At 26.9% G+C, this 22,500-nt stretch carries 15 protein-coding genes and 1 tRNA gene (1 of these 16 running past the window's edge); 11 read left to right on the top strand and 5 right to left on the bottom strand.

From position 1 onward, the window contains the following. On the bottom strand, positions 1 to 822 hold the 5' end (the start) of the coding sequence (locus H0H66_RS01645) for a ribonucleoside-diphosphate reductase subunit alpha (protein ID WP_185857723.1). The gene continues 888 nt to the left of window position 1, outside the view; 822 of the gene's 1,710 nt are visible here — the first part of the coding sequence; its start codon is at positions 820 to 822; its stop codon lies beyond the left edge, outside the window. Positions 823 to 832: 10 nt separating this feature from the next. Beyond that, entirely contained in the window at positions 833 to 2,641 is a 1,809-nt protein-coding gene (gene rpsA, locus H0H66_RS01640; protein WP_185857722.1) for a 30S ribosomal protein S1, read from the bottom strand. A gap of 164 nt (positions 2,642 to 2,805) precedes the next feature. On the opposite strand from rpsA, the gene dnaE reads away from it, so the two are divergent. From dnaE to H0H66_RS01585, 11 genes are all read left to right on the top strand, one after another. After that, entirely contained in the window at positions 2,806 to 7,113 is a 4,308-nt protein-coding gene (gene dnaE / locus H0H66_RS01635) for a DNA polymerase III subunit alpha (protein ID WP_185857721.1), read from the top strand. 136 nt (positions 7,114 to 7,249) lie between these two features. Next, positions 7,250 to 9,028 (top strand): argininosuccinate synthase domain-containing protein, encoded by a 1,779-nt coding sequence (locus tag H0H66_RS01630; protein WP_185857720.1) that lies wholly within the window; start codon positions 7,250 to 7,252, stop codon positions 9,026 to 9,028. Then, positions 9,025 to 10,005 carry an N-acetyl-gamma-glutamyl-phosphate reductase gene (gene argC, locus H0H66_RS01625; protein WP_185857719.1) on the top strand — a complete coding sequence of 327 codons (981 nt, stop codon included), beginning with the start codon at positions 9,025 to 9,027 and terminating at the stop codon, positions 10,003 to 10,005. The genes H0H66_RS01630 and argC overlap by 4 nt, the downstream gene beginning before the upstream one ends. Positions 10,006 to 10,007: 2 nt before the next feature. Beyond that, a complete protein-coding gene (locus H0H66_RS01620) occupies positions 10,008 to 11,162 on the top strand; it encodes an aspartate aminotransferase family protein (protein WP_185857718.1) in 1,155 nt (384 codons plus the stop codon). Then, positions 11,152 to 12,249: a glutamine-hydrolyzing carbamoyl-phosphate synthase small subunit gene (gene carA, locus H0H66_RS01615; protein ID WP_185857717.1), complete on the top strand. Its 1,098-nt coding sequence runs from the start codon at positions 11,152 to 11,154 to the stop codon at positions 12,247 to 12,249. Before H0H66_RS01620 ends, carA begins: the two co-directional genes overlap by 11 nt. Before the next feature lie 19 nt (positions 12,250 to 12,268). Then, positions 12,269 to 15,493 (top strand): carbamoyl-phosphate synthase (glutamine-hydrolyzing) large subunit, encoded by a 3,225-nt coding sequence (gene carB / locus H0H66_RS01610; RefSeq protein WP_185857716.1) that lies wholly within the window; start codon positions 12,269 to 12,271, stop codon positions 15,491 to 15,493. Between the two features lie 14 nt (positions 15,494 to 15,507). After that, on the top strand, positions 15,508 to 16,464 hold the full coding sequence (locus H0H66_RS01605) for an N-acetylornithine carbamoyltransferase (RefSeq protein ID WP_185857715.1): 957 nt from the start codon (positions 15,508 to 15,510) through the stop codon (positions 16,462 to 16,464). A 5-nt stretch (positions 16,465 to 16,469) separates the two neighbouring features. Continuing rightward, positions 16,470 to 17,258: an acetylglutamate kinase gene (gene argB, locus H0H66_RS01600; protein WP_185857714.1), complete on the top strand. Its 789-nt coding sequence runs from the start codon at positions 16,470 to 16,472 to the stop codon at positions 17,256 to 17,258. Then, the gene (locus H0H66_RS01595) at positions 17,249 to 18,328 is read left to right on the top strand and encodes a M20 family metallo-hydrolase (RefSeq protein WP_185857713.1); all 1,080 of its coding nucleotides are present in this window, start codon (positions 17,249 to 17,251) and stop codon (positions 18,326 to 18,328) included. The genes argB and H0H66_RS01595 overlap by 10 nt, the downstream gene beginning before the upstream one ends. A gap of 54 nt (positions 18,329 to 18,382) precedes the next feature. Beyond that, positions 18,383 to 18,706 (top strand): thioredoxin, encoded by a 324-nt coding sequence (gene trxA, locus H0H66_RS01590; RefSeq protein ID WP_185857712.1) that lies wholly within the window; start codon positions 18,383 to 18,385, stop codon positions 18,704 to 18,706. Positions 18,707 to 18,716: 10 nt separating this feature from the next. After that, positions 18,717 to 18,790, top strand: a tRNA-Asp gene (locus tag H0H66_RS01585). On the opposite strand, the gene ribB is transcribed toward H0H66_RS01585, so the two are convergent. From ribB to H0H66_RS01570, 3 genes are read right to left on the bottom strand one after another with little or no spacing between them, the layout of a single operon-like run. Beyond that, positions 18,791 to 19,423, bottom strand: a complete 633-nt coding sequence (gene ribB / locus H0H66_RS01580; protein WP_185857711.1) for a 3,4-dihydroxy-2-butanone-4-phosphate synthase — start codon at positions 19,421 to 19,423, stop codon at positions 18,791 to 18,793. Positions 19,424 to 19,429: 6 nt separating this feature from the next. Next, positions 19,430 to 20,599 carry an LptF/LptG family permease gene (locus tag H0H66_RS01575; protein ID WP_185857710.1) on the bottom strand — a complete coding sequence of 390 codons (1,170 nt, stop codon included), beginning with the start codon at positions 20,597 to 20,599 and terminating at the stop codon, positions 19,430 to 19,432. 23 nt (positions 20,600 to 20,622) lie between these two features. Next, positions 20,623 to 22,461: a DNA translocase FtsK 4TM domain-containing protein gene (locus H0H66_RS01570; protein ID WP_455578810.1), complete on the bottom strand. Its 1,839-nt coding sequence runs from the start codon at positions 22,459 to 22,461 to the stop codon at positions 20,623 to 20,625. Positions 22,462 to 22,500: the final 39 nt, after the last annotated feature.

The following is a 22,500-nucleotide window of genomic DNA, read 5'->3' as shown; positions in this document are numbered from 1 at the left end:
AATTTCTGAACAAAGATTGCTATGATGTATTTTCAATCCATGTTTTTTCCAATTTTCTGGAATATTTTTATTAGCATTTTCTTGAAAAAAAAGATATGGTTCTCCAGTTTTAACACGTTCTTTAAGAGTATCAATCCATAAAACTCGTTCTTTTCCATTATTTTTTAATACTTTATCCATAAAAGAATTAGAAATTATAACACCTTGGTGAACATTATGGCATTGACGATTAATATCTCCTTTTGGTTCTCTGATTTTTAAAAATTCTGGATATTCTTTATGCTCTATATTTAAATAAATAGCAACAGCACCTCTACGTGTCCTCCCTTGTTTGCTGGCAACTATAGCGCTATCATATGATTTAATAAAAGGAATAATTCCATCAGAAGTCCCTAATATTCCATTTTTAATCGACCGACCTATAGGTCTAATTAAACTAAAATCATAAGATGTCCCTCCACCATGTTTGCTAAGTATAGCCATTTCTAAATTTTTTCGATATATTTCGTACATGCTATCTCCAATTCTTCCGGAAAAGCAACTAATAGGCAAACCCTTTTCTGTTCCCATATTGACCATAACTGGAGTAGAAGGAATAAGCCAACCTTTCCAAAAAATATTAAAAAATTCTCCTTCCATTTTCGGTTTTTTCAAAATTTTTGCAGCATTTTTTGACAATCTTTTATATGCTTCAAATGGAGTTTCTTTCTCTAATAAATATCCACCTTTAATTGTGTTTAAATATAACTCATTATTAGCCCAAACGGGAAAATCTTTTCCTACCTTCCATCCTTCTTTTTCTGCAATAGGGTGTGTTTCCATTATTTTAGAACTATTTATTTTTTTCTTTTTCTATTTGTTCTTTAAGTTTAACTAATCCTTCTATATCACCAAGAGTAGATCTCTCAAATTTTCTATTTTTTATACGTTTTTGTTCTTTCTTTTGATTTTTATCACGATAAATAGACGTATGAGAAATCACTATTTTCTTAGTTTCTTTATTAAACTCAATAACCTTAAAATCAGTCCTTTCTCCTTTTTTTAAAAGGGTTCCATCTTTTTTTTCTAAAAAACGTAATGGAGCGAAAGCTTCTATTTTTTGATCTTCTGTAAATTTTACAAAAGCCCCCTTATCAAATAAATCTGATATAATTCCATTATGAACACTTCCTTCATAATAAATTTTTTCATATTTTTCCCATGGATTTTCTGTTAATTGCTTATGTCCCAAATTTAATCTTCTTGTCTGAGTATCTATAGCTAGTATAATCACTTCTAATTTATCATTGATATTGCAAAATTCAGAGGAATGTTTTATTTTCTTAGTCCATGAAAGATCATTAGTATAAATAACTCCAGAAATTCCCTGTTCTAATTCTAATAAAACTCCAAAATTTGTAAATTTTTTTACGATACCAGTATGGTTAGAACCTATTGGATATTTTTCTTCTATCTTAATCCAAGGATCTAACGTCAATTGTTTTACGCTTAAAGACATTTTTCTCTCCTGACGATCTATGGTTAATATAACAGCTTCTAATTCATCTCCAATTTGTACAAAATCTTGAGTAGAAGATAAATCTGTAGACCAAGACATTTCACTAATATGCAATAATGCTTCTACTCCTGGAATAATTTCAATAAATGCACCATAATCAGCCAAAACGCTCACTTTTCCTTTTATTTTACTTCCTACTTTTAAATTTTTATCTAAAGAATTCCAAGGATGAGGTTGCAATTGTTTCAGTCCTAATTGTACACGATTTTTGTCTTTATCTACACCTAATACAACAAATTTTAATTCTTGTTCTAATTGAACTATTTCTGTAGGATGATTAATGTGTGGCCAACTCATATCAGTAATATGAAGTAAAGCATCTACACCTCCTAAATCTACAAAAGCTCCATAAGGAAGAATATTTTTGATTTTTCCTTCTAATACTTGACCTTTATCTAACTTTGATATCATTTCTTTTCTCTGTTCTTCAATATCCCTTTCTATTAATACTTTATGAGAAACAACAACATTTTTTGTTTTTTGATTGATTTTAACCACTTTCACTTCCATAGTTTTTCCCACATAAGTGTCATAATCCCGAACAGGTTTCACATTAATATGAGATCCAGGCAAGAAACATTCTATATCAAATATTTCAACAATTAATCCTCCTTTTGTTCTAGCTGCGACATAACCTAATATTACCTCTGATTTTTCATATGCTTCATTAATACGTTGCCAATTCCTTAGCATTTTTGCTTTTTGGTACGAAAGAATACATTGTCCTTTATGATCAATTTTGACAACCATAACTTCTATTTTACTGCCAATTTCAATATTAAAATTTTCTCTAAATTCACTTATAGAAATGGCTCCTTCTGCTTTGAACCCAATATCAACGATAATAGTTTTATTCGAAATATGTGTTATAATTCCTTCATATATTTCTAATTCTTGAACTTTTGGTAAAGTTTTTGTATATATTTCTTCCAATTTTTTTCTTTTTTCTTGCATCTCATTATCTAAATGAGTTTCATATTTCGTCCAATCGAAACTTTTTGTTTCCTGATCGTTCAGTTTTTCATTTCTTATTTCATATGAAAAAGATGATTTTTTTTTGATTTCTTCGGTTTGATTAGACATAATTTTATTATTTTTTTTACTGTTTTCTATCCATAAAAACACCATACATGGACAGCAAAACTACTATATTCTAGTTTTGCTGTTATCGTTTATTTTTATAATAAAAAAACAGATAATACAAAACTAATAATTTTTCAGTAACTTTTTCCACTAATTAAAATAAAATGTACCTCATTGTTGATACTGAAACAACAGGATTACCTGTGTCTTATAATCTTCCAATTACTCATATAGATAATTGGCCAAGAATAGTGCAAATTTCATGGCAAAGTCATGACATGATAGGAGATTTGATAGACTTCAAAAGTTTCATTGTAAAACCGGATCATTATGATATTCCTTTTAATGCTTTTAAAATTCATGGAATTACCAATGAAAAAGCAGAAAAATATGGAGTTGATTTAAATTTTGTTCTTCATGAATTTCAAAATGCTCTTGAAAAATGTCAATGTTTAATTGGACATAATTTAAAATTTGATATAAAAGTTATTGAATGCGAATTTTTTAGAAAAAAAAAAGAAATTTCTTTTAAAAAGAAAAAAATATTAGATACTAAAGAAATTTCTACTTCTTATTGCAAATTATCAGGAATTGGAAAAAGATTTAAATGGCCTACATTGTCAGAATTGTATCAAAAACTTTTTGAAGAAAAAATACCAAATTTACATAATGCAGAAAATGATGTAAAAGCAACAGCGCGTTCTTTTCTAGAATTATTACGTATTGGTATAATATCACATCAAGACATAGGAGTGAAAGAAGATTTCATCTTAAGATTTAAAAAAAAACATTTAAAAAAAATTTCATCCTCTGTCGTCTTTTTTAAAAATGATGATCTTTATAAAGAAAATATTTTTTTCAAAAAAAATGATAAAATCATAAATGATAAAATCATAGATGAAAAAATAAAGGAAAAATTAAAAAAAAAAAAATATTCTCATATTCATAACCATACCCATTTTTCTATTCTTCATTCAACTATAAACATTCAATCTTTAGTAGAAAGAGCTATCGATTTTAATATGCCTGCTGTTGGTATAACCGATTATGGAAATTTAATGGGATCTTTTCATTTTTTAAATGCTATTCATTGCATCAACAAAAAATATTATCCCAAAAAATCAATTAAAGGAATTATAGGTTGTGAAGTTTTTATTTCAGATAATTATTTACAAAAAAAATTTACTAAAGAAGAACCGGATAAACGATATCAGCAAGTTCTTTTATCTAAAAATAAAAAAGGTTATCATAATCTAATAAAACTTTGTTCATTCGGCTTCACAGAAGGTTTTTATGCTGGAATTCCTAGAGTTGGAAAAAAGTTAATAGAAAAATATAAGGAAAATTTAATTGCTATTACTGGAGATTTAAATGCAGAAATTCCATATACCATTCTGAATCATGGAGAAAGAAAAGCAGAGAAAGTTTTTTTATGGTGGAAAGACCTTTTTGGAGATGATTTTTACATAGAATTATTACGTCATGGTTTAGAAGAAGAAAATTATGTTAATAATGTACTACTAAAATTTTCAAAAAAATATCATGTAAAATATATTATACAAAATAATACTTTTTATTTAGATCAAAAAGAAGCAAATGCTCATGATATTTTACTTTGTGTAAAAAATGGAGAAAAACAATTAACTCCTATAGGAAAAGGAAGAGGTTATAGATTAGGTTTTCCTAATCATGAATTTTATTTCAAGAGTACAGAAGAAATGAAAAAAATATTTTTTGATTTTCCAGAATCTTTTGATTTTTTAGAGGAATTGATTAATAAAATAGAATCTTATCATATTTCGCACAAAATATTGCTTCCAAAATTTCAGATTCCAAAATCTTTTGAAGATCCTATGGATAAAATAGATGGAGGAAATAGAGGAGAAAATCATTTTTTACGAAAAATAACTTTTTATGGAGCTAAAAAACGTTATGAAAATATTACAAAAAAAATTCAAGAAAGAATTATTTTTGAATTGAAAACAATAGAAAAAATAGGTTATCCTGGTTATTTTCTCATTGTTCATAATTTTATTTCTCAAGCTAGAAAAATGAATATTTCAGTAGGACCTGGAAGAGGATCTGTAGCAGGATCTATTGTAGCTTATTGTATAGGAATCACGAATATAGATCCCATAAAATATAATCTTCTTTTTGAAAGATTTTTAAATCCGGATAGAATTTCTTTGCCTGATATTGATATTGATTTTGATGATAAAGGACGTGAAAAAATTATTGAATGGGTTGTTCAAAAATATGGAAAACATCAAGTTGCACAAATTATAACATACGCAACTATGGGTGCTAAGTCAGCAATTAGAGATACGGGACGAGTGTTAAATCTATCTCTAAAAGAAACAGATAGTATAGCAAAAATGGTTCCCAATATGCATTCATTAAAAACAATTTTATCTGAAAAAAATATTTCAGAAAAAATAATAAATAAGGAAGAAATGAATAACATACAAAAATTGAGGAAAATTGCGAAAAATAAAAATACATTAGAAGGAAAAGTTTTGCAACAAGCCAAAATACTAGAGGGAACTATAAGAAGTACAGGAGTACACGCTTGTGGGATCATTATAAGTCCACATTCTATTATTGAACATGTTCCAGTATCTGTATCAAAAGAATCTGATTTATTGCTTACACAATTTGATAATCATGTAGTGGAACATACTGGATTATTAAAAATGGATTTTCTAGGATTAAAAACTCTTACTATTATTAAAGATGCTATGGTTTTGATCCAAAAAAAACATAAAAATATTTCTTTTACAGAAAATTCATCATTTTTAAATGATGATAAAACTTATCATCTTTTTCAAAAAGGAGAAACTGTCGCTGTTTTTCAATATGAATCTACAGGAATGCAAAAATATTTGCGTCAGTTAAAACCTGATAAGTTTGATGATTTAATTGCTATGACTGCATTATATCGACCAGGTCCTTTACAATATATTCCTAATTTCATATCCAGAAAACATGGAAAAGAAGCCATAAGTTATGATTTACCAGAAATGGAGGAATTTTTAAAAGAAACCTATGGAATCACAATATATCAAGAACAAGTCATGTTAATAGCTCAAAAAATAGCTAATTTTAGTAAAGGAGAAGCGGATGTTCTTAGAATAGCTATGGGAAAAAAACAAAAAGAAAAACTGAATCAAATGAAAAATTTATTTATTCATCAAGCTATGATAAAAGGTTATCCTAAGAATATATTAGAAAAAATATGGAAAGATTGGGAATATTTTTCTTGTTATGCTTTTAATAAATCTCATGCTACATGTTATGCTTATATAGCTTTTCAAACTGCTTATTTAAAAACACATTTTCCATGTGAATACATGGCGTCTGTATTGAGTAATAACATGTATAATCTTAAACAACTCACTTTTTTTATAGAAGAATGTAAGAAAATGAACATATATGTAATCAGTCCAGATATAAACGAAAGTGATTCTTTTTTTAAAGTAACTGATTTTAATTGTATTAGATTTGGTCTTGCGGGAATAAAGGGAGTTGGCAAAAATGCTGTCAGAATTCTTCTTGAAGAAAGAAAAAAAAACGGACCTTATACCTCTATTTTTGATTTAGTTCAAAGAATAGATTTACGTGTGGTAAATAAAAAAACTTTAGAAAGTTTAATTTTATCTGGATCTTTGGATTGTTTTCATATTTATAGAGAACAATATTTTTATATTGAATCTGATGATAAATTAAGCACTTTAGAAAAAATTATTAGATTTGGATCCAAATCACAAAAAACAGAAAATAGAAGAGTAGAAAAATCTAAACCCATTATTAAAACATGTGATTTATGGAGTAATCAATATAAATTATCAAAAGAAAAAGAAGTATTAGGTGTTTATACCTCTGCACATCCTTTAGATGATTTCTATTATGAAATGAAATATTTTACGAACATCTCTTTAGAACAATTAAATAAGGAACCTTTACTTATTGGAAAAAAAATGTATGTATGTGGAATATTATCGAAGATAGAAAAAAAAACATATACAAAAAACGGAATCAAATATGGTATTTTTTTATTAGAAGATTATAATTCTTCTAAAGAATTTAGAATTTATGGACAACAATATTTGAAATATGAATCTCTTTTGATCGAAAATAACCCATTATATTTATGTTTTTCTATTGATCAATTAAAATATAAAAAGTATAAAATAAATATTTTATATATAGAAAAATTACAAAACATTTTTAAAAAATTGGGACAAAAATTTATGATAAAAATCAATATAAACAGTTTAAATAGTGTATTTATTGATAATATAGAAAAACTTTTTTCTCAACAAATGGGAAATAAAAAATTGAATATAGTTCTTTATGATCAACTAGATAAAGTTTCTTTAAGTTTTGAATCTATTAAATATGAAATTAATATTAATTCAAGTTTTTTGAAAAAATTGGAAAAAATCAAAGGATTAAATTTTTATTTAAATTAAAATTTATAAAAGTGTAAAACTGATTTTATAAATTTGTATTTAGTCATAAAAAAGTAATTAATATGGGGAATTATTCATACTATTATCAATCAGATATTAGTTGTTTTTCTTAGTTTATTGGTTCTTAAAAAGAAAGATGAAAATCAAAGTTAGAGTATCTCATGAAGAGGATACGAAATATGCTTTCTTAATATGTCAAAAAATTAAGGAATCAGCAAAAATAAGAGGAACTGGAATCGCAAAAAAAGATCCAGAATATATTAAGTTAAAAATGATTCATGGAAATGCAATCATTGCTTTTTGTGATGAAAAACTAGCGGGATTTAGTTATCTTGAAACTTTTCAAAATGAAGAATTTGTTGTTAATTCCGGTTTAATTGTTTTTCCAGAATTCAGAAAAAAAGGATTAGCTAAAATTATTAAAATTGAAATTTTTAAACTTTCCAGAAATAAATTTCCAAATTCTAAAATTTTTAGTATTACAACAAGTAATCCAGTTATTAAAATCAATACAGAATTGGGTTTTAAACCTGTTTCTTTTAGTGAATTAACTCATTCAGAAAAGTTTTGGAAAGGATGTCAAAGTTGTTCAAATTTTGATATTTTAACAAGAAATCAAAGAAAAATGTGTTTATGTACAGGACTTTTATACAATCCTAACAAGAACAAGGATGATAACCAAAGCCATCATAATATGAAAATAAATAGAAATTATTTATCTACTGGAGATAAAATTGTTTTAGCTTATAGTGGTGGTTTAGATACCTCTTATTGTTTGAAATATTTAATACAGGAAAAAAGATATGAAGTTCATACAGTTATTATTAATACAGGAGGATTTAAAAAGGATGAATTAAATAAAATTGAAAAAAGAGCTTTAAGTATTGGATCTAAATCGCATCAAACTATTGATGCTATAGAAGAATACTATCAAAATTGTATCAAATATCTTATATTCGGAAATATTCTGAAGAATAATACTTATCCACTTTCAGTAAGTTCAGAAAGAATTTTTCAAGCAATAAAGATCGCACAATATGCGACTTTTATTCAAGCAAAAGCAATTGCTCATGGAAGTACAGGTGCGGGTAACGATCAAGTTAGATTTGATATAGCTTTTCAAATTATTTGTCCAGAAAAAATAACTTTATCTCCGATAAGAGATATGAAAGTGTCTAGAAAAGAAGAAATTGAATATTTGAAAAATAAAGGAGTGTCTATTTGTTGGGATCAAGCAAAATATTCTATAAACAAAGGAATTTGGGGAACTAGTATAGGAGGAAAAGAAACACTTACTTCTTATCACGATTTTCCTGAAGAGGCTTATCCCACAAAATTAAGAAGAAAAAAAAGTGAAAATTTAGAATTAGAATTTGAAAAAGGTGAATTAGTCAGAGTAAATAAAGAAAAAGAAAAAGCTATAAAAAATATAATCAAAATTGAAAAAATTGCTTCCAAATTTGCGATCGGAAGAGGGATACATATAGGAGACACTATTTTGGGTATTAAAGGAAGAGTGGCTTTTGAAGCTTCGGCTGCTATTATTATTATAAAAGCTCATCATTTGTTGGAAAAACATATTTTGACAAAATGGCAACTTTATTGGAAAGAACAATTATCTAATTGGTATGGAATGTTACTTCATGAAGCTCAATACTTAGACCCTGTTATGCGTGATATAGAAAAATTTTTAAATAGTACACAAGAAAGATTAACCGGAACTGTCGATATCATTCTTTATCCTTATAGATTTCATTTAGTCGGAATTAAATCTAAATTTGATTTAATGACATCTTCTAATATGGCTAAATATGGAGAAATGAATTATGCTTGGACAGCAGAAGATGTTAAGGGTTTTACAAAAATTTTGAGCAATCAAATGAAAATGTATCACAATTTAAATAAAGAAGAATGATTAAAATAGGTATTATAGGAGGAACTGGATTTACTGCTGGAGAATTAATAAGATTAATAATTCATCATCCCAAAATTAGTATTAAAAATATAGTTAGTCAAAGTCATACAGAAAAATTGGTTCATTTGGTTCATCAAGATTTATTAGGAGAAAAAAAAATAAAAAATATAAAGTTTACCCGTAATTTAAGCAAAGAAATAGATATTGTATTTCTTTGTTCTGGCCATGGACAATCTAGAAAAGAATTGCATAATATATCAGAACATATAAAAGTCATTGATTTAAGTCAAGATTTTAGAATCAATATTCAATCCATTTTTAACAATAGAAATTTTATCTATGGATTACCAGAATTTCAAAAAGAAAGAATAAAAAAATCCAATAATATTGCCAATCCTGGTTGTTTTGCTACAGCTATTCTTTTAGCTGTTTTACCATTAGCTAAAAATCAATTATTAAAAAAAGATATTCATATTAGTGCTATAACAGGTTCTACAGGATCCGGAAAAAAACTGAGTGATACGAATCATTTTAGTTGGAGAAATAATAATATTTCTGCTTATAAAATTTTTCAACATCAGCATTTGCAGGAAATTGAACAAACCATTCATCAAATACAAAAAAATTTTTATTCTAAAATTTATTTTGTACCTTATAGGGGTAATTTTTCTAGAGGAATTATAACAACTTTATATACTGATTCTGTTCTTTCCTTAGAAAAGAATCAAGAAATATATGAAGAATATTATAAAAATCATCCATTTGTAATGATTTCTGATGTTAATATTGATATGAAACAAGTCATCAATACTAATAAATGTATATTATATCTTATTAAAGAGAAAGATCAATTGATTGTTATAAGCATCATAGATAATCTCATCAAAGGAGCTTCGGGTCAAGCTATACAAAATATGAATCTTATGTTTAATTTGGATGAAACTTGTGGTTTAAGATTAAAATCCGTTCGTTTCTAAAAATGAAATTATTTGACGTTTATCCTATTCTAGATATAGAATTAAGTAAAAGTGATGGGTCTTATGTATTTGATACAAAAGGAAATATATATTTAGATTTTTATGGAGGACATGCTGTGATTTCTATTGGACATTCGCATCCATATTATGTCAAAGCTTTGATAGAACAAATTCATAAAATATCCTATTATTCTAATAGCGTTTATATTTATCAAAAAAATAGATTAGCGGATTTACTTGGAAATATTTCAGGATATAAAGATTATTCATTATTTTTGTGTAATTCAGGGACAGAATCTAATGAAAATGCATTAAAAATAGCTTCTTTTCATACAGGTAAAAAAAAAGTTATCGCTTTTAAAGGTTCTTTTCACGGAAGGACAAGTGGAAGTCTATCGGTAACGGATAACTACAAATTGATATCCCCTTTTAATGCTCAACATGAAACCGTATTTATAAATTATAAAGATTTTGATTTTTTAGAAGAAAAATTAAAAAATCAAGATATTTGTGCTGTCATTACTGAAGGAATACAAGGTGTATCAGGAATTATAGATCCCGGTTTAAATTTTTTTTATAAAGTAGCAAGTCTTTGCAAAAAAAATAATACAGTATTGATTATAGATGAGATACAAAGTGGATATGGAAGAACAGGATCTTTTTTTGCTCACCAATTGTATCCTGTAAAACCAGATTTGATTACTGTAGCTAAAGGTATGGGAAACGGATTTCCTATAGGGGGAGTCCTTATACATCCTAAGTTTCAATCATATTATGGCATGTTAGGAACGACTTTTGGAGGAAATCATTTGGCTTGTACAGCTGGAATTGCTGTATTGGAAATCATTCAAAAAGAAAATTTAATTGAAAACGCACAAAAAATGGGAAAAATATTGTTACAAGAATTACGTCTTATTTCCGAAATAAAAGAAATCAGAGGAAGAGGACTTATGATAGGATTAGAATTTGATTTTCCCATTCAGGATTTGAAAAATATTTTAGTTTATCAAGAGAAAGTATTGGTTGGGACATCTAATAATGCATATGTTTTACGATTACTTCCTCCATTAAATATTAATGAAAATCATATAAAATTATTCCTGAAAAAGTTAAAAAACGCTTTAGTGTATCTATTTGGTAAAAAAAATGGAAAATAATAAAAAAATAAAAAAAGCGATACTTGTATTGGAAGATGGAACTCGGTATGAAGCTGATCATTTTGGGGCACCCGTATCTTCTTCTGGAGAAGTTGTATTTAATACGGGAATGACCGGTTATACAGAAAGTATAACAGATCCTTCTTATAAAGGACAAATACTAACTTATACTTATCCCATAATAGGAAATTATGGAATTCCATCTTCTTTTTGTAGTGAAGAATCTATTTATGAATTTTATGAATCAGATCGAATTCAAGTTTCCGGACTTATTGTTTCTTATTATTCCAATCGTCCGTATCATTGGAATATGAATCAAACCCTATCGAATTGGTTATATGAAAATGGTATTCCTGGATTATATGGTGTAGATACTAGATTTATTGCAAAAAAAATTAGAAAAAATGGAGGATCCATGTTAGGTAAAATTTTGATGGAAAATGAAGATCTTCCTTTTTATGACCCAAATCTAGACAATCTTTCTAAAAAAGTATCAATACATGAAAAAATTATATATGGAAATGGAAAATACAAAATACTACTTGTAGATTTTGGATTAAAAAATAATATATTACGTTGTTTATTACGAAGAAATTGTTCTATTATTAGAGTTCCATGGGATTATGATTTTACGAACGAAGAATATGATGGATTGGTTCTTTCTAATGGACCTGGAAATCCTAAAATTTATAAAAAACCGATACATTATCTTCGTTTAGCTATGAATAAAAAACAACCTATATTTGGTATATGTTTGGGAAATCAACTTTTAGGTATAGCGGCAGGAGGAGATACTTATAAATTGAAATATGCACATAGAAGCCATAATCAACCAGTTACTTCATTAATAACAGGAAAAAATTTTATTACATCACAAAATCATGGATATGTTTTGGATGCAAAAAATATTTCTAGAGAATGGAAAATATTTTTTAAAAATTTAAATGATGACACTTGTGAAGGTATCATTCATAATGATAAACCTTTTTTTTCGGTACAGTTTCATCCAGAAGCTTCAAGTGGACCTCAAGATACCGAATTTTTATTCGATTTTTTTATAGATTCAATTAAAAAAATAAATAATTAAAGAATCTTTCAAAATTAGTATGAAAATAGATAAAGTACTCATCCTGGGATCAGGTGCATTAAAAATAGGAGAAGCTGGTGAATTTGATTATTCTGGAACACAAGCATTAAAAGCCCTTAAAGAAGAGGGTGTTTATACTATATTGATTAATCCAAATATTGCCACAGTTCAAACTTCCAAAGAAATTGCTGATAAAGTTTATTTTCTTCCTTTGACTTTATTTTTTATTAAACGTGTAATAGATAAAGAAAGACCACAAGGAATTTTATTGTCTTTTGGAGGACAAACTGCATTGAATTGTGGAATTCAACTTTTTCAAGAAGGTATTATAGATAAATATAAAATTCAAGTTTTAGGGACTTCTATCGAATCTATTATTCATAGTGAAGATCGAAACTTATTTCGAAATAGGTTAACTCATATTAACATAAAAACGGCAAAAAGTTTTGTCGTCCATTCTATGGATGATGCAATTTCCTATTCTTTAGAAATAGGATTTCCTGTTATCATTCGATCAGCTTATACCCTAGGAGGATTAGGAAGTGGTTTTGCTAAAAATGTTAATGATTTAAAAAAGATAGTAAGCAAAGCTTTTTCTTACTCTTCTCAAGTTGTTGTAGAAGAATATTTAGAAGGATGGAAAGAAATTGAATATGAAATAGTTAGAGATCAATATGATAATTGTATTTCTGTATGCAACATGGAAAACTTTGATCCCATAGGCATTCATACAGGAGAAAGTATTGTTGTTGCACCGTCTCAAACCTTAACAAATTCTGAATATTATAGTTTAAGAAAATTAGCAATTTATATCGCTCGAGATTTTCATATAATAGGAGAATGTAATGTTCAATTTGCATTGGATCCTAATTCAGAGGATTATCGTGTGATTGAAGTGAATGCACGTCTTTCTCGTTCTAGTGCTCTTGCCTCCAAAGCAACAGGTTATCCTTTAGCTTTTGTTGCGGCTAAATTAGCTTTAGGATTTGGATTACACGAATTAAAAAATTCTGTTACTAAAAATACTTCTGCTTTTTTTGAACCTGCATTGGATTATGTCGTATGTAAAATCCCTAGATGGGATCTAAAAAAATTTTATGGTGTTTCTAATAGAATTGGAAGTAGTATGAAAAGTGTAGGAGAAGTCATGGCTATTGGAGGTTCTTTTGAAGAATCCTTACAAAAAGGAATTCGTATGTTAGATATAGGGATGCAAGGATTTATTAATATTTTTAAAAAAAAATTAAAATCTATTCGATTGTTGAAAGAATATCTAAAAAAACCTACAGATCAAAGAATTTTCTTTTTAGAAGAGGCTTTAGAAGCAGGTATTTCCATACAAGAAATACATTCTTTGACCAAGATTGATCTTTGGTTTTTATCACAACTTGATAATATTTTTCAAACAAAAAAAAAGATAGATTGTTTTGATAATTTTATAGATCTTCCGGAAGAATTATTACGAAAAGCTAAAAAAGAAGGTTTTTCTGATATACAAATAGCTAGTATTTTTTTTAAAAAAAATGTGAATCACAATATTTCTAATTTAGAACAAGAAATCAGAGAATATAGAAAAGTAAAAAATATAATTCCATATGTAAGACAAATTGATACTTTAGCTTCTGAATATCCAGCATATACAAATTATTTATATTTAACATATCATGCTATTCAACATGATATTATTTATGAAAAAGATAAAAAATCTGTTATTACATTAGGATCTGGGGTTTATAGAATTGGAAGTAGTGTAGAATTTGATTGGTGTTGTGTTAATGCATTAAATACTATTCATAAAGAATCTTATAGATCCATAATGATCAATTATAATCCGGAAACTGTAAGTACTGATTTTGATGTATGTGATAGATTATATTTTGAAGAGATTACTTTAGAACGTGTGTTAGATATTATTGAATTAGAAAAACCAAAAGGAACAATTGTATCCATGGGAGGACAAATTCCTAATAATTTAGTTTTAAAACTTTATGAAAAAAAGGTTAAAATTTTAGGGACTTCTCCTGTTTCCATAGATGAAGTGGAAAATAGATATAAATTTTCTAATGCAATGGATCATTTAAAAATTAAACAACCTAGATGGAAAGAATTATCCGATTTTGATTCTATTTATCAATTTATCAAAGAAGTAGATTTTCCTATATTGGTTAGACCTTCTTACGTTCTTTCTGGAGCAGATATGAATGTTATTTCGAATCAAGAGGAACTACAGCATTATCTTCGTGAAAAAGTATCTATATCTTCTGAATATCCATTAATTATCACAGAATTTATTAAAAATGCTAAAGAAATTGAATTAGATGCTGTTTCTCAAAATGGAGAAATTTTATATTATGCTATATCAGAACACGTAGAATTTGCAGGCGTACATTCAGGAGACGCGACCTTGGTATATCCACCACATAATCTATATTTATCTACATTAAAAAAAATCATTTGTATATCTGAAAAAATATCCAAATACTTTAATATATCTGGTCCTTTCAATATTCAATTTTTATCTAAAAACAATGAAATCAAAGTGATTGAATGTAATTTGAGAGCTTCCAGAAGTTTTCCTTTTGTATCAAAAGTATCTCATTTTAATATGATAGAATTAGCTACTCAAGTTATTCTTGGAAAGAAAAAAAATAAAATAGAACCTAATTTTTTTATTATCAATTTTTGTGGAGTCAAAGCTTCTCAATTTTCTTTTTCCCGTTTACAAGATGCAGATCCTATTTTAGGTGTAGATATGGCTTCTACAGGAGAAGTCGGATGTATAGGAAATACTTTTGATGAAGCCCTTTTAAAATCTATGATTTCTGTAGGCTATACCGTTCCAAAAAAAAATGTATTAATATCTGGAGGACCGATTGAATCAAAATTAGATCTTTTAGAAGAGATGAAACTTTTGCATAAAAAAGGATATATATTGTTTGCGACAGAAGGTACTAACAGTTTTTTATCCCATAATGGAATTCCTTCAATAAAAGTTTATTGGCCTAATGTCAAAAAATATTCAAATGTTCTTGATTTAATAAAAAATAGAAAATTGGATCTAATTATTAATATTCCAAAAAATTTAAGTAAATCAGAATTGAATAATGATTATGCTATTAGACGTTATGCCGTAGATTTTAACATTCCTTTACTAACCAATGCCCGTTTAGCAAAAGCTTTTATACAAGCATTTTGTAATTTATCTGTAGATCAATTATTGATAAAAGCTTGGGATGAATATTGAATATAAATAAGTTTATGAAAAAATTTTTTAGCGTAGAAGATGTTATCAATGTACATGATATCATTAAAGAAGCTTTACTTTTGAAAAATAATCCATATGATTTTCAAAATATTGGAAAAAATAAAACAATTGGATTAGTTTTTTTTAATCCTAGTTTACGTACAAGAATTAGTTGTCAAAAAGCAGCTTTCAACTTAGGATGTAACACTTGGGTATTAGATGTTCATAAGGATTCTTGGACAATTGAAATGAATGATGGAACTGTGATGAATATGACACAAGAACATCTTAAAGAGGCTATTTCTGTCATGAGTCTGTATTGTGATATTCTTGCAGTCAGAACTTTTCCGAATCTTTCAGATAAAAATTTTGATTATCAAGAAATCATTTTTAATAAAATATTAGATTATGCCAAAGTTCCAGTAGTTAATATGGAAAGTGCAACTTTACATCCTTTACAATCTTTAGCGGATGTTATGACTATTGCAGAATATACATCTTTTTTTAAAAAGAGATCTAAAGTAGTATTAAGCTGGGCTCCTCATGTCAAATCGTTGCCTCATTCCGTCGCAAATTCTTTTTCTCAATGGATGTCAAAAATAGAACAGGTCGATTTTACAATTACGTGTCCAGAAGGATACAATTTACATAAAAGATTTTCTAATGGAGTCTATACAACACATAATCAAAATGAAGCATTTATAAATGCAGACTTTATTTATGCCAAAAATTGGAGTAGTTATTTAGATTATGGAAAAATACTCTCTAAAAGTTCTGATTGGATGATTACTGAAAATAAAATGAAACTAACCAATAAAGCTAAATTTATGCACTGTTTGCCTATAAGGAGAAATGTGATAGTGGAAGATTCAGTTTTAGACAGTCAATATTCCATCGTATTACAACAAGCAAAAAATAGAATTTTTGCTTCACAAATAATTTTTTTAAAAATGTTACAATCATTGTCATGAAAGTCATGAAAATCCATATAGTCAAAATTGGAGGTCATTTAATTAATGATCGTAAGTCTCTTCATGATTCTTTGGAAGCTTTTTGTAAACTAAAAGGATATAAAGTATTGATTCATGGAGGAGGAAGAAAAGCAGATTTTATTTCGAAAAAAATGGGCATTTTTCCAAAAATGATACAAGGTAGAAGAATCACAGATAAAGAAACTTTGGATATAGTTATTATGACTTATGCAGGAATAATTAATAAAAATATTGTAGCGACATTACAATCTTATCATTGTAATGCTTTAGGTTTGTGTGGAGCAGATGGAAATTGCATTCAATCATATTTACGTAAAATAAAAAATATTGATTATGGATATGTGGGAGATATTAATCTAGAGAGTGTTAATACATATTTAATAAAATTTTTGTTAAAAAATAATATCATTCCTGTATTATGTTCTATTACACATAATGGGATAGGAAATCTCCTAAATACAAATGCCGATACGATAGCTTCTTATATAGCTATATCCTTAGCTAAGGAAAAAGATTGTGAAGTAGAGTTACATTTTTGTTTTGAAAAAAAAGGGGTTTTACGAAAAATGCAGGATTCGGAATCTTATTTAAAAAAAATAGATTTTCATTTATTTAAAATCATGAAAAAAAATCATACCATAACAAATGGTATGATTCCTAAATTGGATAATGCTTTTTTTGCATTAAAAAATGGAGTGTCTCAGGTGAGTATAGGACTACCTAATCATTTAAATGATGTTAATGATGTTAATAAGACTATATTATGTCTATAGTCGATTTACAAGTTTTAAAAAAAGAAGCTGTACAACTTCTGATACAGATTGTCAATACGCCATCTATATCTGAACAAGAAAATAAAGTTTCTTTTATTATAGAGGATTATTTACATCAATATGGATTTCATGTCAAAAGAAAATTTAACAATATATGGACTGAAAATAATAATTACCTTAAAAAAAAAGATATAAAAACCATATTATTAAATTCTCATCATGATACGGTAAAACCAGGAAAAAATTGGATGACAGATCCTTTTACTGCTGTCAAAGAAAAAAATAAACTAATTGGATTAGGGACCAATGATGCTGGAGCTTCTGTCGTTTCATTGATATCTACTTTTATATATTTAAGTCATTTATCGGAATTTCCTTATAGATTATTGCTGTCTATTACGGCAGAAGAAGAAATATCTGGACCTTTAGGTGTAAAATCCATTTTACCTGAATTGGGGCCTATAGACTTAGGGATTGTGGGAGAACCAACACAAATGCAAGTATCTATTGCTGAAAAAGGATTAATAGTATTAGATTGTATAGCTGAAGGTAAAACAGGGCATTCTGCAAGAAATACTGGAGTCAATGCTATTTATATAGCGACAAGGGACATAGAATATTTGAGAAACTTTTATTTTGATCGAAAATCAGATTTACTAGGTTTTTCTACTTTAAATGTAACTCAAATAAAAGGAGGAATACAACATAATGTTATACCTGATATTTGTTCTTTTGTCATAGATATCAGAACTAATGAATTATATAAAAATGAAGAATTGATTGATATGATACAAAAAAAAATTCATTCTAAAATGAAACCGCGTTCTTCACATTTAAATTCATCTTTTATAAATCCAATGCATCCTATTGTTTTAAAAGCTAAATTGATTGGAAGAAATACTTATGGATCTCCTACTCTTTCCGATCAAAGTGTAATGCCTTTTTCTACTATTAAAATGGGAGTAGGAGATAGTATACGTTCTCATACACCGAATGAATACGTTTTGATTTCAGAAATAATGGAAGGAATCGATATTTATATCTCTTTATTGAAAGATTTTCACTTTTAAATTTGAAACAAAAAAGGTAAATTTGTTATATTTTTTTTTTAAAATGGAAAAAAAATGTTACAAGAAATAAACGATGACAATTTTGAAAAGTTGATTTCTGAATCAGAAAAACCAATTTTGGTAGATTTTTGGGCTCCATGGTGTGCTCCATGTAGAGCTTTGTCTGTGTTATTAGAAGAAATTTTGGAAGAATATCACCCCAAAGTATCAGTTGTTAAGTTGAATGTAGATAATAACCCCAAAACTTCTTATAAATATGGGATACGTAGTATTCCTACAATGATTTTTTTTAAAAATGGAGAAAAAAAAGATATTCATATTGGAATTCTTTCTAAAGAAGATATAATAAAAAAATTAGAGACTTTAATGATTTCATAATTTTATTTCGGGTCTGGTAGTTCAGTGGGTTAGAATACATGCCTGTCACGCATGGGGTCGCGGGTTCGAATCCCGTCCAGACCGCTATTTTTTATGTTTCATTTTATATTTAATAAGATCCTCTATGGATATAATTTTCATATGAAATTTTTTGGCTATTTGAATCAATTGTGGTAAACGTGCCATAGATCCATTTTTATTCAGTATTTCCACCAAAACGCCTCCAGGAATGCATCCTGCCATTTTAGTTATATCCATAGCTGCTTCTGTATGTCCAGGTCTTTCTAAGATACCTCCCTTTTTTGCACGTAAAGGGAATATATGTCCTGGTTTATTGAATGCTTCTGATTTGACTTCATGAACTAAAGCAAGGATAGTTTTAGCTCTATCTGAAACAGAAATACCAGTACTAATGCCATGTCCTCGTAAATCTACAGATACTGTGAAAGCCGTTTTTCTAGGATCTGTGCTATTTTTTACCATCATTTGAAGTTTTAGTTGATCACATTTTTCTTCTGTTAAGGAAACACAAACCAATCCTTTCCCATGAGTAATGAGAAAATTGACAATTTTAGGAGTTATTTTTTCAGCAGCTACTATAAAATCTCCTTCATTTTCACGATTTTTATCATCAACCACAATAATAATTTTTCCATTTTTGATATCCTGTATGGCCTCTTCAATCCCATTCAAATTTTGATTTGAATCCAAAACCATATCTAATTATAATATATAAAAATCATCCATTACCGTTTTATAAGTCATCCATATACTGATTGGAAAAAAAATAAAATTGGGGATCCAGGCTCCTATCCAGGGACATATTTCAGTTTTTTCTACTTTATTTTGAGTGATGGTTAGTAAAGTATAATAAATGATGAATATAATCAGTGCGATCATAGTAGGATAACCTATTCCTCCTTTTCTAATAATAGCACCCAATGTTGATCCAGTAAAAAACATTATAATACATGTTACTGGAAATGTAAATTTTTTTTGTAATTCTAATTGCAATTTTGCTAAGTATATTTTATTTTCGTGTTTACTGATTTCTTTATAATTTTTTTTCTTTAAGAAGTTAATTTTTTTAATAATATTTTTTGTATTTAGGGTTTGATAAAAATTATAGTCATCCAAGTTTTTGATTTGGGATTCTGAATCTATTTTAAAATTTTGAATTAAAGTATCAAATTCTATAATTTGATAAGAATTTTGTTTTTTTTTGGATTCATTAAAATTTTCACTATATAAAACTCCATTCATTAATTTCAATTGAATAGATCCATTTTCCTTGTTGGGTATTAAAACTCCTTTTTTAGAAAAAATAGTATTAACAAGTGAATTTTTTCCATAAAAAAAAATAAATATATTATGTAAGTAATTACTGTTGATTGATTTTCTATCTATTTTTATAAAAAAGTTTGGTCGTATGTTTACGAAAATTCCTTCCTTTAATTTTAAATCTGGATAAGTGAACGATATTTGATATCCTAATTTTTTAGCTTTTATTTTTGCTTTTGGAATAACAAAATCTGAAAATAAATACAATCCAATGGATAAAAAAAAGGTTATTCCTAAAATAGGAATCATAACACGAAAAAGAGATATTCCAGAAGATTTAATAGCGATTAATTCTTGATTTTCTGAAAAATCACCAAATATGATGATAGAAGTTAATAATATAGCAATGGGAGTTACTAATGGGATAATAGATATCCCAAAATATAATATAAATTTTAGTATAATGAAAATACTAATGTTTTTTCCTGTTAGTTCATCTATCTGACTCCAAAAAAACTGTATCATGAAAATGGTAAATATTGTGAAATAAATAATTAAAAAAGGAACGATAAATAAACGAATCATATATAAATCAAGTTTTTTGATGATCATAATAGATTTTAATTAAAACATACTTATTTATTTTCATTTATTATATCCGGTTCTGGTAAAAAAAAATATTCATTTTTATTATTTTTTCCATAAAAATCAACAACTTTTTTAATATCTGATAATTCTATAAATGGACATTGTAATCGTATTAATTCATTTTCATGAGAAAATAGCATATCTCCTTTTCCTATTAATTGTTCAGCACCTATGCTATCTAATATAGTTCTAGAATCTATTTTCGAACTTACTCTAAATGCAATTCTTGCAGTAAAATTAGATTTTATTAATCCAGTAATAACATCTACAGATGGACGTTGTGTTGCTATAATTAAATGAATACCGACAGCACGAGCAAGTTGTGCTAACCGGGTTATATATATTTCGATTTGTTTATTATTAATATTTAAATCGGCAAATTCATCAATAATTAATATAATATAAGGTAAATGATCTTTATTGCATTTTACGTTATTATATTCTTTAATATTTCTAACCTTATATTTTTCTAAAATAGTATATCTTTGATCCATTTCTTTACATAAAGAATTTAATATATTTTTTACTTCGTGTATATCTGTAATAATGGGTTCTATGGAATTAGGAAGTGTAGCAAAATAAGATTTGGAAATCTTTTTGTATATTGATAATTCTACTTTTTTGGGGTCGATTAAAACAAATTTGATATCTTTTGGTTTTTTTTTATATAATAGAAAAATAATCATAACATTTAATCCCACGGATTTTCCTTGTCCTGTTGATCCTGCTATAAGTAAATGGGGCATTTTTGACAAATCTACAATAAAAATATCATTAAATATTGTTTTTCCTAATGAAATGGGAAGTTCCATTTTTTGACTTTTTTTGTGACTTTCTTCTGAAAATAAAATGTCTTTCATATAAACGATATGACGTTTATCATTGGGTATTTCGATTCCGATGGATCCTTTTCCAGGTATAGGAGCTATAATCCTTATGGATATAGCGGATAAATTTAAAGCAATTTCATTTTTTAAATTATGAATTTTAGAAATACGTGTTCCTATTTTAGGATAAATTTCATATAAAGTTATAGTAGGGCCTATACTCGCTTTTATATCACATATTTCTATATGATAATAGTTTAGTATTTGAATTATTTTTTTTTTATTTGATTCCAAATCGATTTTCGAATTATTCGAATCAATGGATAAAAAATCTTCCTTTTTTTTACAAAAAATAGAATGAATACTGTTTTTTTTTTTCTTGAAAGAAGAATTCATATCTATATGATTGACAATTTTAGGGTTTAAAGGATTTAAAAAATTATACAATTGTAATCTTGTATCTATTTTTTTGTTAATCTTTTGTATTTTTTTTTTTATTCCATTTTTTATGGTTGTATCATTCATATTAAAAATGATAATCAAGTAAAAAATAAGACTCGTAAAAATAAGCATATATAATCCTACTTTTCCAAATAGATGAATCAAATAGTTTCCTATTTCAAAACCCCAAATTCCACTGAATATTCCTTGATCAGGAACAAAAACATAAAAAAAAATAGGAAGCCATACGCTGAAAAATAACAATTTATATATTGTAGATTTGTAAAAATTGTTTAGTAATTTTTGATTCAAAAAAATCATTTTTAATCCGGTTAAAAATAGAAATATAGGAATAGAAAAAGCACTAACTCCTATTCCACAGTAAATAAAATAGTGAGAGAAAGTCGCTCCTATTTTTCCAAGTAAATTTTCTGCTATGATTTCTTTATCGAAAAGCCTTTCCAGTTGACTTTGATCATTTTTCCAATGAAAAAGAAAAGAAAAAAAACTTAAAAACAAAAAAAGACTATTTCCTAATAAAAAAAGTACAAAAATGATTTTAAAAGTTTTCTTTTTATTTCTTATTTCTTTTTTTTT

The sequence above is a fragment of the Blattabacterium cuenoti genome (genome assembly GCF_014251595.1).
Lineage (GTDB): Bacteria > Bacteroidota > Bacteroidia > Flavobacteriales > Blattabacteriaceae > Blattabacterium > Blattabacterium cuenoti_Q.
This window is presented reverse-complemented; position numbering and strand designations above follow the sequence as displayed.

Excerpts from the sequence above, each read along its gene's own strand:
- rpsA (WP_185857722.1), bottom strand. The coding sequence starts at position 2,641 with ATGTCTAATCAAACCGAAGAAATCAAAAAAAAATCATCTTTTTCATAT.
- dnaE (WP_185857721.1), top strand. The coding sequence starts at position 2,806 with ATGTACCTCATTGTTGATACTGAAACAACAGGATTACCTGTGTCTTAT.
- H0H66_RS01630 (WP_185857720.1), top strand. The coding sequence starts at position 7,250 with ATGAAAATCAAAGTTAGAGTATCTCATGAAGAGGATACGAAATATGCT.
- argC (WP_185857719.1), top strand. The coding sequence starts at position 9,025 with ATGATTAAAATAGGTATTATAGGAGGAACTGGATTTACTGCTGGAGAA.
- H0H66_RS01620 (WP_185857718.1), top strand. The coding sequence starts at position 10,008 with ATGAAATTATTTGACGTTTATCCTATTCTAGATATAGAATTAAGTAAA.
- carA (WP_185857717.1), top strand. The coding sequence starts at position 11,152 with ATGGAAAATAATAAAAAAATAAAAAAAGCGATACTTGTATTGGAAGAT.
- carB (WP_185857716.1), top strand. The coding sequence starts at position 12,269 with ATGAAAATAGATAAAGTACTCATCCTGGGATCAGGTGCATTAAAAATA.
- H0H66_RS01605 (WP_185857715.1), top strand. The coding sequence starts at position 15,508 with ATGAAAAAATTTTTTAGCGTAGAAGATGTTATCAATGTACATGATATC.
- argB (WP_185857714.1), top strand. The coding sequence starts at position 16,470 with ATGAAAATCCATATAGTCAAAATTGGAGGTCATTTAATTAATGATCGT.
- H0H66_RS01595 (WP_185857713.1), top strand. The coding sequence starts at position 17,249 with ATGTCTATAGTCGATTTACAAGTTTTAAAAAAAGAAGCTGTACAACTT.
- trxA (WP_185857712.1), top strand. The coding sequence starts at position 18,383 with ATGTTACAAGAAATAAACGATGACAATTTTGAAAAGTTGATTTCTGAA.
- ribB (WP_185857711.1), bottom strand. The coding sequence starts at position 19,423 with ATGGTTTTGGATTCAAATCAAAATTTGAATGGGATTGAAGAGGCCATA.
- H0H66_RS01575 (WP_185857710.1), bottom strand. The coding sequence starts at position 20,599 with ATGATCATCAAAAAACTTGATTTATATATGATTCGTTTATTTATCGTT.